Genomic DNA, 13,132 nt, shown 5'->3' on the forward strand with positions numbered 1-13,132 from the left:
TTGATTTTTAAAATGAAAGCGCTATAATGATAGTAAATTACATAGATAAAGAGAGGAGATTTCTCATGATCGAATTTCAAAATGTTAGTAAGTTGTATGGTGATAAAGAGGCCTTGAGCAATCTCAATCTGCAGATTGAAAATGGGGAGATTATGGGCTTGATTGGCCATAATGGTGCTGGAAAATCGACCACTATAAAATCCCTAGTCAGTATCATTTCACCCAGCAGTGGTCGTATTTTAGTAGACGGTCAGGAGTTATCGGAAAATCGTTTATCTATTAAACGAAAAATTGGCTATGTAGCAGACCCGCCTGACTTATTTTTACGCTTAACAGCCAATGAATTTTGGGAATTAATCGCCTCCTCTTATAATCTGAGCAGCTCTGACTTGGAGGCTAGTTTAGCTAGGCTATTGAGTGTTTTTGATTTTGCTGAAAATCGTTATCAGGTTATTGAAACCCTTTCTCACGGAATGCGTCAGAAAGTCTTTGTCATCGGAGCACTCTTGTCTGATCCCGATATTTGGGTCTTGGATGAACCCTTGACAGGTTTGGATCCCCAGGCTGCCTTTGATTTGAAGCAAATGATGAAGGAGCATGCGCAAAAAGGCAAGACGGTCTTGTTTTCAACCCATGTCCTAGAGGTGGCAGAGCAAGTCTGTGATCGGATTGCCATTTTGAAAAAGGGGCATTTGATTTATTGTGGTAGCGTAGAGGACTTGAGAAAAGACCACCCAGACCAGTCTTTGGAAAGTATCTACCTTAGCCTTGCTGGTAGAAAAGAGGAGGTTTCAGATGCGTCTCAAGGTCATTAAAAAATTAGTGGATATCAATATCCTCTATTCATCTAAAGAAGCTAATCTGGCTAACCTACGAAAGAAGCAGGCCAAGAATCCTGATAAAAAAGTAAATGTTTCCGCTAGAGTTCTAAGTTCTTACATTTTTTTCAGTCTCTTGATGCTCATCTTTTTTAGTATTATAGCCATTCATTTTCCTTTTGAGGAAATGCCTATTTATTTTAGTTTTATGGTTGCTATTTTACTAGTGGTTGCCTTTTCAACTTCTTTCACTGCCTTTTACAATGTCTTTTATGAGAGTAAGGACTTGGCATCTTATAGGCCCTATGCTTTTAAAGAATCAGAGATTATAATCGCTAAAGGACTGTCTGTTCTCTTGCCAGCTCTAACTGGAATTTTACCAATCCCAGCTTATTTTCTAGCCCTTTACATTAGGCTAGCTCCTTCTCTTTGGCTGGGCTTGCCTTTGATGCTGCTGTCCTTGGCCTTATTATTTGTCTCTGTTACTTTAGTGATGGTAGTGGCCGTACATTTCTTGGCTCAGACTACGGTCTTCAGAAAGTATCAGTCTATTTTTTCGAATGTGATGATTGGGATAGGAGTTCTCATACCTTTAATATATGTCTTCTTTCTACAGTCGACTTCTGGACGTATTGTTGACAAAGTTAGAGACATTCCATTTCTCCTTTATCCTCTTCATCTCTTTTACAAAATAGCAGTGGAGCCTTTTTCGACAGAAGCCATCCTGGGTCTGCTCGCTTGGATAGGACTAACTCTCTTCTTGCTTTACTTGAGCAAAAAGAAGGTTTTTCCTCGTTTTTATGACGTGATTCTGCTTAACAGTGAGGAGAAGGTCAAGAAAGAACGTCGCAGTAAAGAGGGGATTTTAACGACTAAAAAGGGTTTTTTACGTATGGTTTTACGCTATAACCTTTCTCTCTTAGGACAAGGGACTAGCGTCATTACAGTGCTTTTTACAAGTACTTTCCTTCCTTATCTCATGATGATCGGTCTGATTTCCAAAATCCGAGATTCTCAGATAGTTCCAGACATTCATCCTCTATACTGGTTACCCTTGTTTTTTGTGGGAGTGCATATAGCAGTTTTAAATAACAATATCACAAGTCTACCTTCAATCGGGCTATCTCTGGAGAGGGAAAATTTTCATTTTCTTAAAAGTTTGCCCTTTGATTTTGCCCGCTATCTAAAAATTAAATTTTGGATTTTAGTTGTTGTTCAGTCCTTTTTACCTATCTTGATTTTACTTGGTATTTCCCTTTATTTAGGCTTGCCCATCCTTTCGATGATTTACCTTCTTGTGGCATGGTTCCTTGCTAGTGTCATCCTTTCTTGCCATTACTATTTTAAGGATTTTAAAAATCTATCAACCAATTGGGGCAGTATTACGGAATTACTAAATCGCTCAAATGGTATAGTCGCAACGGTTCTGTTGGTAATTTATAGTGTAATCCTGGTGGCCCTTGTAATTGGGAGCATATTCTTGGTTCAGTCTCTCGCCCCTGTCCTTGCCATTAGCTTGGGAGTAGGAGCTCTTATCCTCTTGCTTGGTCTTGCTATTTTTGGCTATCATTACTACCTGTCACGCATATTGGCAGAAATAGAAAAAAGATGAGCTAGTTGGTTACTTGATAAAAAGAAATGCTCCTCCAAGACGGAAGAGCATCTTTTATTGTGATTCTCATACCAATATTTCTAACTTTTTATTAGTATAGTATACTATTTTTTAAAATGAAAGTAAAAAAGCAAGGGTAGTTTCTTTTTTGAGAATTGTCACAAAATTTGCTATAATAGTGACTATGAATAGAATAAGAGTCAGCAAAAGGGTTGAAAAGAAGCTCGCTAAAGGAATAGTTTTACTAGAAGCTAGCGACCTTACAGACGTTCATCTCAAGGATCAGGAAGTAGAAGTCTATCGTCAAGAAGGCACCTTTCTTGGTACTGCCTATCTTTCTCAGCAAAACAAGGGCTTGGGATGGTTTGTGAGCACAGACAAGGTGACCTTCAGTCAAGCTTTCTTTGAAACGCTGTTTAGACAAGCTAAAGAAAAGAGAAGTGCCTACTATCAAGATGAATTGACAACTGCCTTTCGTCTCTTCAACCAAGAGGGAGATGGCTTTGGCGGTCTGACAGTGGACCTTTATGGCGACTACGCTGTCTTTTCTTGGTATAACTCTTATGTTTATCAGATTCGCAAGGTTATCTCAGAAGCCTTTAGACAGGTTTTTCCTGAGGTTTTAGGAGTATATGAGAAGATCCGCTTTAAGGGTTTGGACTATGAATCTGCCCATATTTATGGCCAAGAAGCACCTGAATTTTTCACTGTTTTGGAAAATGGTGTCCTCTATCAAGTCTTTATGAATGATGGCTTGATGACAGGGATTTTCCTAGACCAGCATGAAGTTCGCGGTAGTTTAGTTGATGGATTGGCTATGGGTAAATCCTTGCTCAATATGTTTTCTTATACAGCAGCTTTTTCAGTAGCTGCGGCCATGGGGGGAGCAAGCCAGACAACTTCTGTTGATTTAGCCAAACGTTCACGAGAATTGTCTCAAGCGCATTTTCAGGCAAATGGAATCAGCACAGACGACCATCGTTTCATAATCATGGATGTCTTTGAGTATTTCAAGTATGCTAAGCGAAAAGGCTTGACTTACGATGTGATTGTCTTAGATCCGCCTAGCTTTGCTCGGAACAAAAAACAAACTTTCTCTGTGGCCAAGGATTATCACAAGTTGATTTCCCAGAGTCTTGAGATTTTAAATCCGGGAGGGCTTATCATTGCCAGTACCAATGCTGCCAATGTTTCCCGCCAGAAATTTACAGAACAAATTGATAAAGGCTTTGCAGGAAGAAGTTACCAGATTTTAAATAAATACGGTCTTCCAGCAGATTTTGCCTATAATAAAAAAGATGAAAGTAGTAATTACCTCAAGGTAATTAGTATGAAGGTTAGTAAATGAAATTAATTGTTTCAGTAATGCCAAGAAGTTTAGAGGAGGCTCAGGCTCTGGATGCCACGAAGTACCTAGATGCCGACATCATTGAATGGCGTGCCGACTATCTGCCTAAGGAAGCGATTTTGCAGGTAGCTCCAGCTATTTTTGAAAAATTCGCTGGCCGTGAGTTGGTTTTCACGCTGAGAACTCGCTCTGAAGGGGGAGAAATCGACCTTTCTCCAGAAGAATATATCCATCTAATCAAGGAAGTGGCGCAACTCTATCAACCAGACTATATTGATTTTGAGTATTACAGCTACAAGGATGTTTTTGAGGAAATGTTGGACTTCCCAAATCTCGTTTTGAGTTACCACAATTTCCAAGAAACACCTGAAAACATGATGGAAATCTTGTCAGAGTTGACGAGCTTAAATCCAAAACTTGTTAAGGTTGCGGTGATGGCTCACACGGAGCAGGATGTGCTAGACTTGATGAACTATACACGAGGCTTTAAAACCCTCAATCCTGATCAGGAATATGTGACCATTTCTATGGGTAAGGTGGGCAAGGTTTCTCGTATCACTGCGGATGTGACGGGTTCTAGCTGGTCCTTTGCTAGTCTAGATGAAGCTAGTGCTCCTGGTCAGATTTCCTTAGCTAACATGAAAAAAATTCGGGAGATTTTGGATGAAGCTTGATGGCTATACACGTTTAGCTGCCGTTGTTGCCAATCCTATTAAGCATTCTATTTCCCCCTTTATCCACAATAGTGCCTTTGAGGCGACAGCTACCAATGGTGCTTACGTGGCTTGGGAGATTGAAGCGGGTGATTTGGCAGAAACAGTAGCCAATATTCGTCGCTACCAGATGTTTGGCATCAACCTGTCCATGCCCTATAAGGAGCAGGTGATTTCTTATTTAGATGAATTGAGCGATGAAGCGCGATTGATTGGTGCGGTTAATACGGTTGTCAATGAGAATGGTAATTTAATTGGATATAATACAGATGGCAAGGGATTTTTTAAGAGCTTGCCTTCTTTTACAATTACAGGTAAAAAGATGACTCTGCTGGGTGCTGGTGGTGCGGCCAAGTCCATTCTGGCACAAGCTATTTTGGATGGCGTCAGCCAGATTTCGGTTTTTGTTCGTTCGGTTTCGATGGAAAAAACAAGACCTTACCTAGACAAGTTACAGGAGCAGACAGGTTTTAAGGTGGACTTGTATGCTTTAGAAGATGTTTCTGAACTGCAAGCAAGGATTGCTGAGTCGGATTTACTGGTCAATGCCACCAGTGTGGGCATGGATGGCCAATCGTCTCCAGTTCCTGACAACATAGTCTTACCAGAAACTCTCTTAGTAGCAGATATCATTTACCAACCCTTTGAAACACCATTTTTGAAATGGGCTAAAAGTCAGGGCAATCCAGCGGTTAATGGTCTGGGAATGTTGCTTTATCAAGCTGCAGAAGCTTTTCAACTGTGGACAGGCAAGGAAATGCCGACGGAAGAGATTTGGCGGTCCTTAACAGAAAAATACCAATAAAGAAAAGGAGATTCTCCTATGAAAATCAGAATCGATATTCCTCATCATCCTTATGATATTCAAATTGAAAAAGGCTGTCTGGCTCAGGCTGGTCAATGGTTGCGAGAACTTTGGCAACCACAAAAAGTGGTTATCGTAACAGACAACCATGTAGCCTCTCTCTATGCGGAGAAGGTCAAACTCAGCCTAGAAGATGCTGGTTTTCGGGTAGCTGTTTTTGACTTTTTAGAAGGCGAAGAACGGAAAAATCTGACAACTGTTCAGAAAGTCTATGAATTTTTAGTTAAGCAGGGTTTGACTCGTAGCGATGGAATCGTGGCTCTCGGGGGTGGTGTCGTTGGGGACTTGGCTGGTTTTGTAGCCTCTACCTATATGCGGGGCATTCACTTTGTTCAGATACCGACTAGCTTGACAGCCCAGGTGGATTCTTCTATTGGTGGAAAGACAGGCGTTAACACTCCATTTGCTAAAAATATGGTGGGGACCTTTGCCCAACCAGACGGGGTTCTGATTGACCCACTTGTTCTTGAAACGCTTGGAAAAAGAGAGTTGATTGAAGGAATGGGTGAGGTCATTAAGTATGGCTTGATTGAGGATCCAGAACTGTGGGCTCTTTTGACAAAACTGGATGGTTCTGTGGAGAGCATTCTGGAACATGCGGAGACCTTGATTGAACATTCTTGTCAGGTCAAGCGCAAGATGGTAGTTGAGGATGAGTTGGACAATGGTGTACGCCTTTACCTCAATTTTGGCCACACTATTGGCCATGCCATTGAAGCAACGGCTGGTTATGGAAAGGTCATGCATGGAGAAGCTGTGGCCATGGGCATGGTACAGATTTCCAAGGTTGCTGAGGAAAAAGGTCTCATGCCAGTTGGTATAACTCAGTCCATTACAGCTATGTGTCAGAAATTTGGCTTGCCTGTTGATTATGAAAACTGGGATGTTGACAAGCTTTATCAGGCTTTGACTCATGACAAGAAAGCGCGTGGTAATACTCTGAAATTAGTCTTGGTGCCAGAGTTTGGTTCAGCGACTATCCACCCAGTTTCTCTGGAAGAAATGAAAGACTACTTGGTAAAATAAGGAGAGTGTATGAGATATTTAACTGCAGGAGAATCACACGGTCCCCGTCTGACGGCTATCATTGAAGGAATTCCAGCTGGACTTCCTTTGACAGCTGAGGACATCAATGAGGACCTTAAGCGCCGTCAGGGTGGCTACGGTCGTGGTGGTCGTATGAAGATTGAGAGCGACCAAGTTATCTTTACTTCTGGCGTTCGCCATGGGAAGACGACAGGGGCTCCTATTACAATGGATGTCGTCAATAAGGACCATCAGAAATGGCTGGATATCATGTCTGCGGAGGACATTGAAGACCGCCTTAAAAGCAAACGAAAAATCACCCATCCACGTCCAGGTCATGCCGACTTGGTTGGGGGTATCAAGTACCGTTTTGATGATTTGCGAAATTCTTTGGAGCGTTCATCAGCTCGTGAAACCACCATGCGAGTGGCAGTCGGGGCTGTAGCTAAACGCCTCTTGGCTGAGCTGGATATGGAGATTGCCAACCATGTCGTGGTCTTTGGTGGTAAGGAAATCGATGTTCCTGAGAATCTCACAGTTGCTGAAATTAAGGAAAGAGCTGCCCAGTCTGAAGTTTCTATTGTCAACCAAGAAAGAGAGCAGGAAATCAAGGACTATATTGACCAAATCAAGCGTGACGGTGATACCATCGGTGGGGTTGTGGAGACAGTCGTCGGAGGTGTTCCAGTTGGTCTTGGTTCCTATGTCCAATGGGATAGAAAATTGGATGCGCGATTGGCTCAGGCAGTTGTCTCTATCAATGCCTTTAAAGGGGTAGAATTTGGTCTTGGTTTTGAAGCTGGTTATCGTAAAGGCAGCCAAGTTATGGATGAAATTCTCTGGTCTAAAGAAGACGGCTATACTCGTCGTACTAATAATCTGGGTGGCTTTGAAGGTGGTATGACCAATGGCCAGCCTATCGTTGTTCGTGGAGTTATGAAGCCCATTCCTACTCTCTACAAACCACTAATGAGTGTGGATATTGAAACCCATGAACCCTATAAAGCAACGGTGGAAAGAAGTGATCCTACTGCTCTTCCAGCAGCTGGTGTAGTTATGGAAGCCGTTGTGGCAACGGTTCTGGCACAAGAAATCCTTGAAAAATTCTCATCAGATAATCTAGAGGAATTAAAAGAAGCAGTGGCCAAACATCGAGACTATACAAAGAACTATTAAGGAGTTCCTATGGCAAAAACAATCTATATCGCAGGTCTTGGGTTGATCGGTGCCTCTATGGCACTTGGCATCAAACGCGATCATCCAGATTATGAAATTTTAGGTTACAATCGCAGTCAAGCCTCGAGAGATATCGCCTTGAAAGAAGGCATGATTGACCGTGCAACAGATGATTTTGCCAGTTTTGCTCCTTTGGCAGATATCATCATTCTCAGCTTGCCAATCAAACAAACCATTGCTTTCATTAAGGAATTGGCCAACTTGGACTTGAAAGAAGGCGTGATTATTTCAGATGCTGGTTCGACCAAGTCAGCCATTGTGGATGCAGCGGAGCAGTATTTGGCTGGCAAATCTGTTCGCTTTGTCGGGGCCCATCCCATGGCTGGTAGTCACAAGACAGGAGCTGCTTCGGCAGATGTCAATCTTTTTGAAAATGCCTATTATATCTTCACGCCTTCGAACCTGACAAGTTCTGACACACTTGAGGAAATGAAGGACTTGCTTTCAGGTCTTCATGCTCGTTTTATCGAAATTAATGCCAAGGAGCATGATCGAGTCACTTCTCAGATTAGCCATTTTCCTCATATTCTGGCTTCCAGTCTCATGGAACAGACCGCGGTCTATGCTCAAGAACATGAGATGGCAAGGCGCTTTGCGGCCGGTGGTTTTCGAGATATGACTCGAATTGCGGAAAGCGAGCCAGGGATGTGGACGTCCATTCTTTTGTCCAATCGTGAGACTATCCTAGAGAGAATTGAGGATTTCAAGGAACGTTTAGATGAGGTTGGTCAGGCTATTAGCAAGGGAGATGAAGAGCAGATTTGGAATTTTTTCAACCAAGCGCGTGAGCAACGTCAGGCTATGGAAATCCATAAGCGTGGTGGTGTGGATAGCTCTTATAACCTCTATGTCGATGTTCCCGATGAAGAAGATGTCATCCTGCGGATTTTGGAACTACTGCGTGGAACTTCCTTGGTCAATATTCATATCAACGAGGAAAACCGTGAAGATATTCACGGGATCCTACAAATTTCATTTAAAAATGCTCAAGACTTGGAAAGAGCTGAGCATCTCATAACAGAAAATACCGACTACACAGTCGTCATCAAATAAGGAGAAAATCATGTCAAATATTTACGATAGTGCAAATGAACTTAGTCGCGGTCTGCGCGAATTACCAGAATACAAGGCTGTTAAGGCAGCTAAAGATGCGATTTCGGCAGATGCTGAGGCAAGTAAAATCTTTACAGAGTACGTTGCTTTCCAAGAGGAAATTCAAAGACTAGCCCAGACAGGTCAAATACCAGATGCTTCCTTCCAAGCTAAGATGGAAGGCTTTGGCAAGCAGATTCAGGGAAACAGCCTTTTGTCAGAATTCTTTACTAAGCAACAACAATTGGCAATTTACCTTTCTGACATTGAAAAAATTGTTTTCGAACCAGTTTCAGAATTGCTAAAATAAGAAATAACTATCATAAAGTCAGAAATTTTTAAGGAATTTCTGGCTTTTTATGATAAAATAAGTAAAAGTATTGCAAGTATGAGGTCCAGTATGAAACTAAAAACAAACATTAGCCACTTACACGGCAGTATCCGAGTTCCAGGTGACAAGTCTATCAGTCATCGTTCCATTATCTTTGGAAGTTTGGCTGAGGGGGAGACCAAGGTTTATGGTATATTACGTGGCGAAGACGTCCTTTCGACCATGCAGGTTTTTCGTGACCTTGGTGTTGAGATTGAGGATAAAGATGGGGTTATTACCATTCAAGGTGTAGGTATGGATGGCTTAAAAGCTCCGCGAAATGCCCTTGATATGGGAAATTCTGGAACCTCGATTCGCCTGATTTCAGGTGTTCTTGCTGGTGCAGACTTTGAAGTAGAAATGTTTGGAGATGACAGCCTTTCCAAACGTCCTATGGACCGCGTGACTATTCCACTGAAACAAATGGGTGTTAGTATTTCAGGGCAAACTGAGCGAGACCTGCCTCCTCTTCACTTAAAAGGGACGAAAAACCTCAAACCTATTCATTATGAGTTGCCAATTGCCTCTGCCCAAGTCAAGTCAGCCTTGATTTTTGCGGCCTTGCAGGCTCAGGGGGAGTCTGTAATTATCGAAAAAGAGTGCACTCGTAATCATACTGAAGATATGTTGCCACAATTTGGTGGTCATTTAAGTGTGGATGGTAAGAAAATCACAGTCCAAGGGCCACAAAAACTGACTGGACAAAAGGTAATTGTTCCAGGAGATATTTCCAGTGCAGCCTTTTGGCTAGTCGCAGGTTTGATTGTTCCAAATTCTCGTGTAGTGCTGAAGAATGTGGGTATTAACGAAACGCGTACAGGTATCATCGATGTCATTCGCGCCATGGGGGGAAAACTAGAAATAACTGAAATTGATCCAGTCGCTAAATCTGCTACTTTGACTGTTGAGTCTTCTGACTTGAAAGGAACAGAGATTGGTGGAGTTTTGATTCCACGATTGATTGATGAATTGCCCATTATTGCTCTTCTTGCTACCCAAGCACATGGTGTAACAGTTATCAAGGATGCTGAGGAACTCAAGGTCAAGGAAACAGACCGCATTCAGGTTGTGGCAGACGCTTTAAATAGCATGGGTGCGGATATCACACCTACAGCAGATGGAATGATTATCAAAGGAAAATCAGCCCTTCACGGTGCTAGAGTCAATACTTTTGGAGATCATCGTATAGGCATGATGACGGCTATCGCGGCCCTCTTGGTTGCAGATGGAGAGGTGGATCTTGACCGTGCTGAAGCTATCAATACCAGCTATCCTAGTTTCTTTGATGATTTGGAGAGCTTGATTCATGGCTAAGGTATTACTCGGATTTATGGGGGCTGGCAAATCGACTATTGCAAGAGGATTGGACCCTAATTACCTTGATATGGATGCTCTGATAGAGAAGCGCTTAGACATGTCCATTGCGGAATTTTTCTCGGAAATGGGAGAAGAGTTCTTTCGACAGGTAGAGTCAGAAGTCCTAGCTGATTTACTACAAAGAGATCAAGTTGTGTCAACTGGTGGAGGAGTGGTTATTTCTCAGCGAAATCGTGACTTACTAAAGACCAATTCTGATAACATCTATCTGAAAGCAGATTTTGAAACCCTCTACCAACGCATAGCAGCTGATCAGGACAATCAGCGCCCGCTTTTTCTAAAGAATAGCAAGGAAGAACTTGCTGCTATTTTCCAAGAAAGACAGGCTTGGTATGAGGAAGTGGCTAGTCGGGTTTTGGATGTGACTAAGCTAAGCCCAGAGGAAATTATAGAGGAACTGAGATGAAAATTGCTTATCTAGGTCCCAAGGGATCATTTTCACACCACGTTGTGCAGACAGCTTTTCCTCATGAGGAATTGCAGGCCTTTGCCAATATTACAGATGTTATCAAGGCTTATGAACAAGGCTTGGTGGACTATTCTGTGGTGCCAGTTGAAAACTCTATCGAGGGTAGTGTTCATGAAACCTTGGACTACCTTTTTCATCAGGCTCGCATCCAAGCAGTGGCAGAAATTGTTCAGCCTATTCATCAGCAGTTGATGGTGGTTCCAGGTCATACTAAGATTGAAAAGATTTTTTCTCATCCTCAGGCTTTGGCTCAAGGAAAGAAATTTATCGATGAACAATATCCAGAGGCTCAAATCGAGGTAACAGCTAGTACAGCTTATGCGGCCCGCTTTATTTCCGAACATCCTGACCAGCCTTATGCAGCCATTGCACCTAGAAGTTCTGCTGAAGAATATGGTTTGGAACTGATTGCCGAGGATATTCAAGAAATGGAAGCCAATTTCACACGTTTTTGGGTTTTGGGAGCTGAAAAGCCTAGTATTCCCTTGCATGCACAAACTGAGAAAATGACTTTGGCCTTGACCTTACCTGACAACCTTCCAGGTGCACTTTATAAGGCCCTGTCGACCTTTGCTTGGAGAGGAATTGACCTGACAAAAATTGAAAGTCGGCCACTCAAGACAGCATTGGGAGAATACTTTTTCATCATTGATGTTGATTATGCTGATAAGGCCCTGGTCCACTTTGCTCAAAAAGAATTAGAAGCCATCGGAATCCAGTATAAAGTTCTGGGAGCTTATCCTATTTATCCAATATCAGACCACGTAAAGGAGAAAAGATGAGTAAAGAAAATCCCTTAAGCCATCACGAGCAGTTACGTTATGACTATCTTTTTAAGAACATTCATTACCTCAATGAGAGAGAGAAAAAAGAGTTTGCTTACCTGAAAGGTAAGTTAAATATGGCTAGCAGTAGTGAAGCTTTTTCAGAAATTCATAATGGAAATCATGATATGGAAGAGTCTTTCATGGAACCCATCAATCAGTCTCCTCTTCCATCCTATGGTAATCGTAGCCGTGCAAAAAAATACCAGAAAAGTCATTCTCTTCCAAAGGTTACATCCAAAAAACGCAAGATTCGTTGGGGGCGCATTTTTGCAGGATTGCTTGCTCTTCTGGCCTGTGTAGGTTTTGGAATGATTTTTATGTTCCTAAAAGGCTATTCAAATGCTGATCCAAACAGACCTGCCAATGCTAAGGCAGCTCAAGTAGAAGTCTTTAATGGTCAAGATACCAAGGATGGAGTTAATATTTTGATTATGGGGACAGATGGACGAATTGGCCAAAATAGTGCTGAGACGAGAACGGACTCTATTATGGTACTAAATGTTGGTGGCTCAGATAAGAAAATTAAGCTGGTCAGCTTCATGCGTGATAACTTAGTTTATATTGATGGATATAGTAAGATTGTCAACGGGAAGAAACAAACAGATAACAAGTTAAATGTAGCCTATGAACTAGGGGAACAAGAAGGCCAAAAAGGGGCAGAAATGGTTCGCCAAGTATTGAAAGATAATTTTGACTTGGATATTAAGTACTACGCCTTGGTTGATTTTCAGGCCTTCGCAACCGCTATTGACACTCTCTTCCCTGATGGGGTGACGATTGATGCCAAATTCTCAACCTTAGAAGGTCAACCTTTAACCGAAGCTACGGTGGGAGATGACTTGCATGCTACAGAAACAGAGTCTCCAACCCAGACTATCAAAGTTGGGAAACAGCAGATGAATGGTTCAACCTTGCTAAATTATGCTCGCTTCCGTGATGATGACGAAGGTGATTATGGTCGTACCAAGAGACAACAGCAAGTTTTGACAGCTGTTCTACAACAACTCAAGGATCCAACTAAACTCTTTACTGGATCAGAAGCACTAGGTAAGGTCTTTGGAATGACCTCTACTAATGTTCCTTATAGCTTCTTATTGACCAATGGTTTATCCTTCCTAGACGGAGCGCAAAATGGCATTGAGAGATTAACAGTTCCAGAACTAGGTGATTGGGTAGATGATTACGATGTTTATGGAGGACAGGCACTTTTAGTAGACCAAAATAAATATCAAACTAAACTTTCTCAGATGAGGATGAGATAAACTAATACAGGAAAAATCAAGGTTCGAATCACTAGTGAAATAGTGGTTTGAACTTTGATTTTTCTTAGTGCCTGATGGATTTTTAAGGCTTTTTTATGGTATAATAAAACGATATAA

General features: G+C 42.0%; 13 protein-coding genes. All 13 read left to right on the forward strand.

The window, feature by feature from the left end; genetic code table 11:
* The first annotated feature begins 65 nt into the window (after positions 1-65).
* The 13 genes from EII37_RS00990 (at position 66) to EII37_RS01050 (ending at position 13,015) form a co-directional block, all read left to right on the forward strand.
* On the forward strand, positions 66-815 hold the full coding sequence (locus EII37_RS00990) for an ABC transporter ATP-binding protein (protein ID WP_124787293.1): 750 nt from the start codon (positions 66-68) through the stop codon (positions 813-815).
* Positions 796-2,430, forward strand: a complete 1,635-nt coding sequence (locus tag EII37_RS00995) for a hypothetical protein (protein ID WP_124787294.1) — start codon at positions 796-798, stop codon at positions 2,428-2,430. Before EII37_RS00990 ends, EII37_RS00995 begins: the two co-directional genes overlap by 20 nt.
* Positions 2,431-2,614: 184 nt before the next feature.
* Positions 2,615-3,778: a class I SAM-dependent rRNA methyltransferase gene (locus EII37_RS01000; RefSeq protein WP_185695932.1), complete on the forward strand. Its 1,164-nt coding sequence runs from the start codon at positions 2,615-2,617 to the stop codon at positions 3,776-3,778.
* Entirely contained in the window at positions 3,775-4,452 is a 678-nt protein-coding gene (gene aroD, locus EII37_RS01005; RefSeq protein ID WP_084927387.1) for a type I 3-dehydroquinate dehydratase, read from the forward strand. The genes EII37_RS01000 and aroD overlap by 4 nt, the downstream gene beginning before the upstream one ends.
* A complete protein-coding gene (locus EII37_RS01010; RefSeq protein ID WP_084927388.1) occupies positions 4,442-5,296 on the forward strand; it encodes a shikimate dehydrogenase in 855 nt (284 codons plus the stop codon). The genes aroD and EII37_RS01010 overlap by 11 nt, the downstream gene beginning before the upstream one ends.
* Positions 5,297-5,314: 18 nt before the next feature.
* Positions 5,315-6,382, forward strand: a complete 1,068-nt coding sequence (gene aroB, locus EII37_RS01015) for a 3-dehydroquinate synthase (RefSeq protein ID WP_084927389.1) — start codon at positions 5,315-5,317, stop codon at positions 6,380-6,382.
* A gap of 9 nt (positions 6,383-6,391) precedes the next feature.
* Positions 6,392-7,558, forward strand: coding sequence for a chorismate synthase (gene aroC / locus EII37_RS01020; RefSeq protein ID WP_084927390.1), 1,167 nt, complete (start codon positions 6,392-6,394; stop codon positions 7,556-7,558).
* A 9-nt stretch (positions 7,559-7,567) separates the two neighbouring features.
* Positions 7,568-8,671 carry a prephenate dehydrogenase gene (locus EII37_RS01025; protein WP_124787295.1) on the forward strand — a complete coding sequence of 368 codons (1,104 nt, stop codon included), beginning with the start codon at positions 7,568-7,570 and terminating at the stop codon, positions 8,669-8,671.
* A 10-nt stretch (positions 8,672-8,681) separates the two neighbouring features.
* Positions 8,682-9,020 carry a YlbF/YmcA family competence regulator gene (locus EII37_RS01030; RefSeq protein ID WP_124787296.1) on the forward strand — a complete coding sequence of 113 codons (339 nt, stop codon included), beginning with the start codon at positions 8,682-8,684 and terminating at the stop codon, positions 9,018-9,020.
* 90 nt (positions 9,021-9,110) lie between these two features.
* A complete protein-coding gene (aroA, locus tag EII37_RS01035) occupies positions 9,111-10,394 on the forward strand; it encodes a 3-phosphoshikimate 1-carboxyvinyltransferase (RefSeq protein WP_124787297.1) in 1,284 nt (427 codons plus the stop codon).
* Positions 10,387-10,863 carry a shikimate kinase gene (locus tag EII37_RS01040; RefSeq protein ID WP_124787298.1) on the forward strand — a complete coding sequence of 159 codons (477 nt, stop codon included), beginning with the start codon at positions 10,387-10,389 and terminating at the stop codon, positions 10,861-10,863. The genes aroA and EII37_RS01040 overlap by 8 nt, the downstream gene beginning before the upstream one ends.
* The gene (gene pheA, locus EII37_RS01045) at positions 10,860-11,708 is read left to right on the forward strand and encodes a prephenate dehydratase (RefSeq protein ID WP_124787299.1); all 849 of its coding nucleotides are present in this window, start codon (positions 10,860-10,862) and stop codon (positions 11,706-11,708) included. Before EII37_RS01040 ends, pheA begins: the two co-directional genes overlap by 4 nt.
* On the forward strand, positions 11,705-13,015 hold the full coding sequence (locus EII37_RS01050) for an LCP family protein (RefSeq protein ID WP_124787300.1): 1,311 nt from the start codon (positions 11,705-11,707) through the stop codon (positions 13,013-13,015). The genes pheA and EII37_RS01050 overlap by 4 nt, the downstream gene beginning before the upstream one ends.
* The last annotated feature ends 117 nt before the right edge of the window (positions 13,016-13,132 follow it).

It is taken from the genome of Streptococcus sp. OH4692_COT-348 (assembly GCF_003859975.1).
Classification (GTDB): domain Bacteria; phylum Bacillota; class Bacilli; order Lactobacillales; family Streptococcaceae; genus Streptococcus.

Bases quoted from the DNA above. Each gene is read 5' to 3' on its own strand.
- EII37_RS00990 (WP_124787293.1), top strand. From the start codon at position 66: ATGATCGAATTTCAAAATGTTAGTAAGTTGTATGGTGATAAAGAGGCC.
- EII37_RS01030 (WP_124787296.1), top strand. From the start codon at position 8,682: ATGTCAAATATTTACGATAGTGCAAATGAACTTAGTCGCGGTCTGCGC.
- aroC (WP_084927390.1), top strand. From the start codon at position 6,392: ATGAGATATTTAACTGCAGGAGAATCACACGGTCCCCGTCTGACGGCT.
- EII37_RS01040 (WP_124787298.1), top strand. From the start codon at position 10,387: ATGGCTAAGGTATTACTCGGATTTATGGGGGCTGGCAAATCGACTATT.
- EII37_RS01050 (WP_124787300.1), top strand. From the start codon at position 11,705: ATGAGTAAAGAAAATCCCTTAAGCCATCACGAGCAGTTACGTTATGAC.
- EII37_RS00995 (WP_124787294.1), top strand. From the start codon at position 796: ATGCGTCTCAAGGTCATTAAAAAATTAGTGGATATCAATATCCTCTAT.
- EII37_RS01025 (WP_124787295.1), top strand. From the start codon at position 7,568: ATGGCAAAAACAATCTATATCGCAGGTCTTGGGTTGATCGGTGCCTCT.
- pheA (WP_124787299.1), top strand. From the start codon at position 10,860: ATGAAAATTGCTTATCTAGGTCCCAAGGGATCATTTTCACACCACGTT.
- aroD (WP_084927387.1), top strand. From the start codon at position 3,775: ATGAAATTAATTGTTTCAGTAATGCCAAGAAGTTTAGAGGAGGCTCAG.
- aroA (WP_124787297.1), top strand. From the start codon at position 9,111: ATGAAACTAAAAACAAACATTAGCCACTTACACGGCAGTATCCGAGTT.
- aroB (WP_084927389.1), top strand. From the start codon at position 5,315: ATGAAAATCAGAATCGATATTCCTCATCATCCTTATGATATTCAAATT.
- EII37_RS01010 (WP_084927388.1), top strand. From the start codon at position 4,442: ATGAAGCTTGATGGCTATACACGTTTAGCTGCCGTTGTTGCCAATCCT.
- EII37_RS01000 (WP_185695932.1), top strand. From the start codon at position 2,615: ATGAATAGAATAAGAGTCAGCAAAAGGGTTGAAAAGAAGCTCGCTAAA.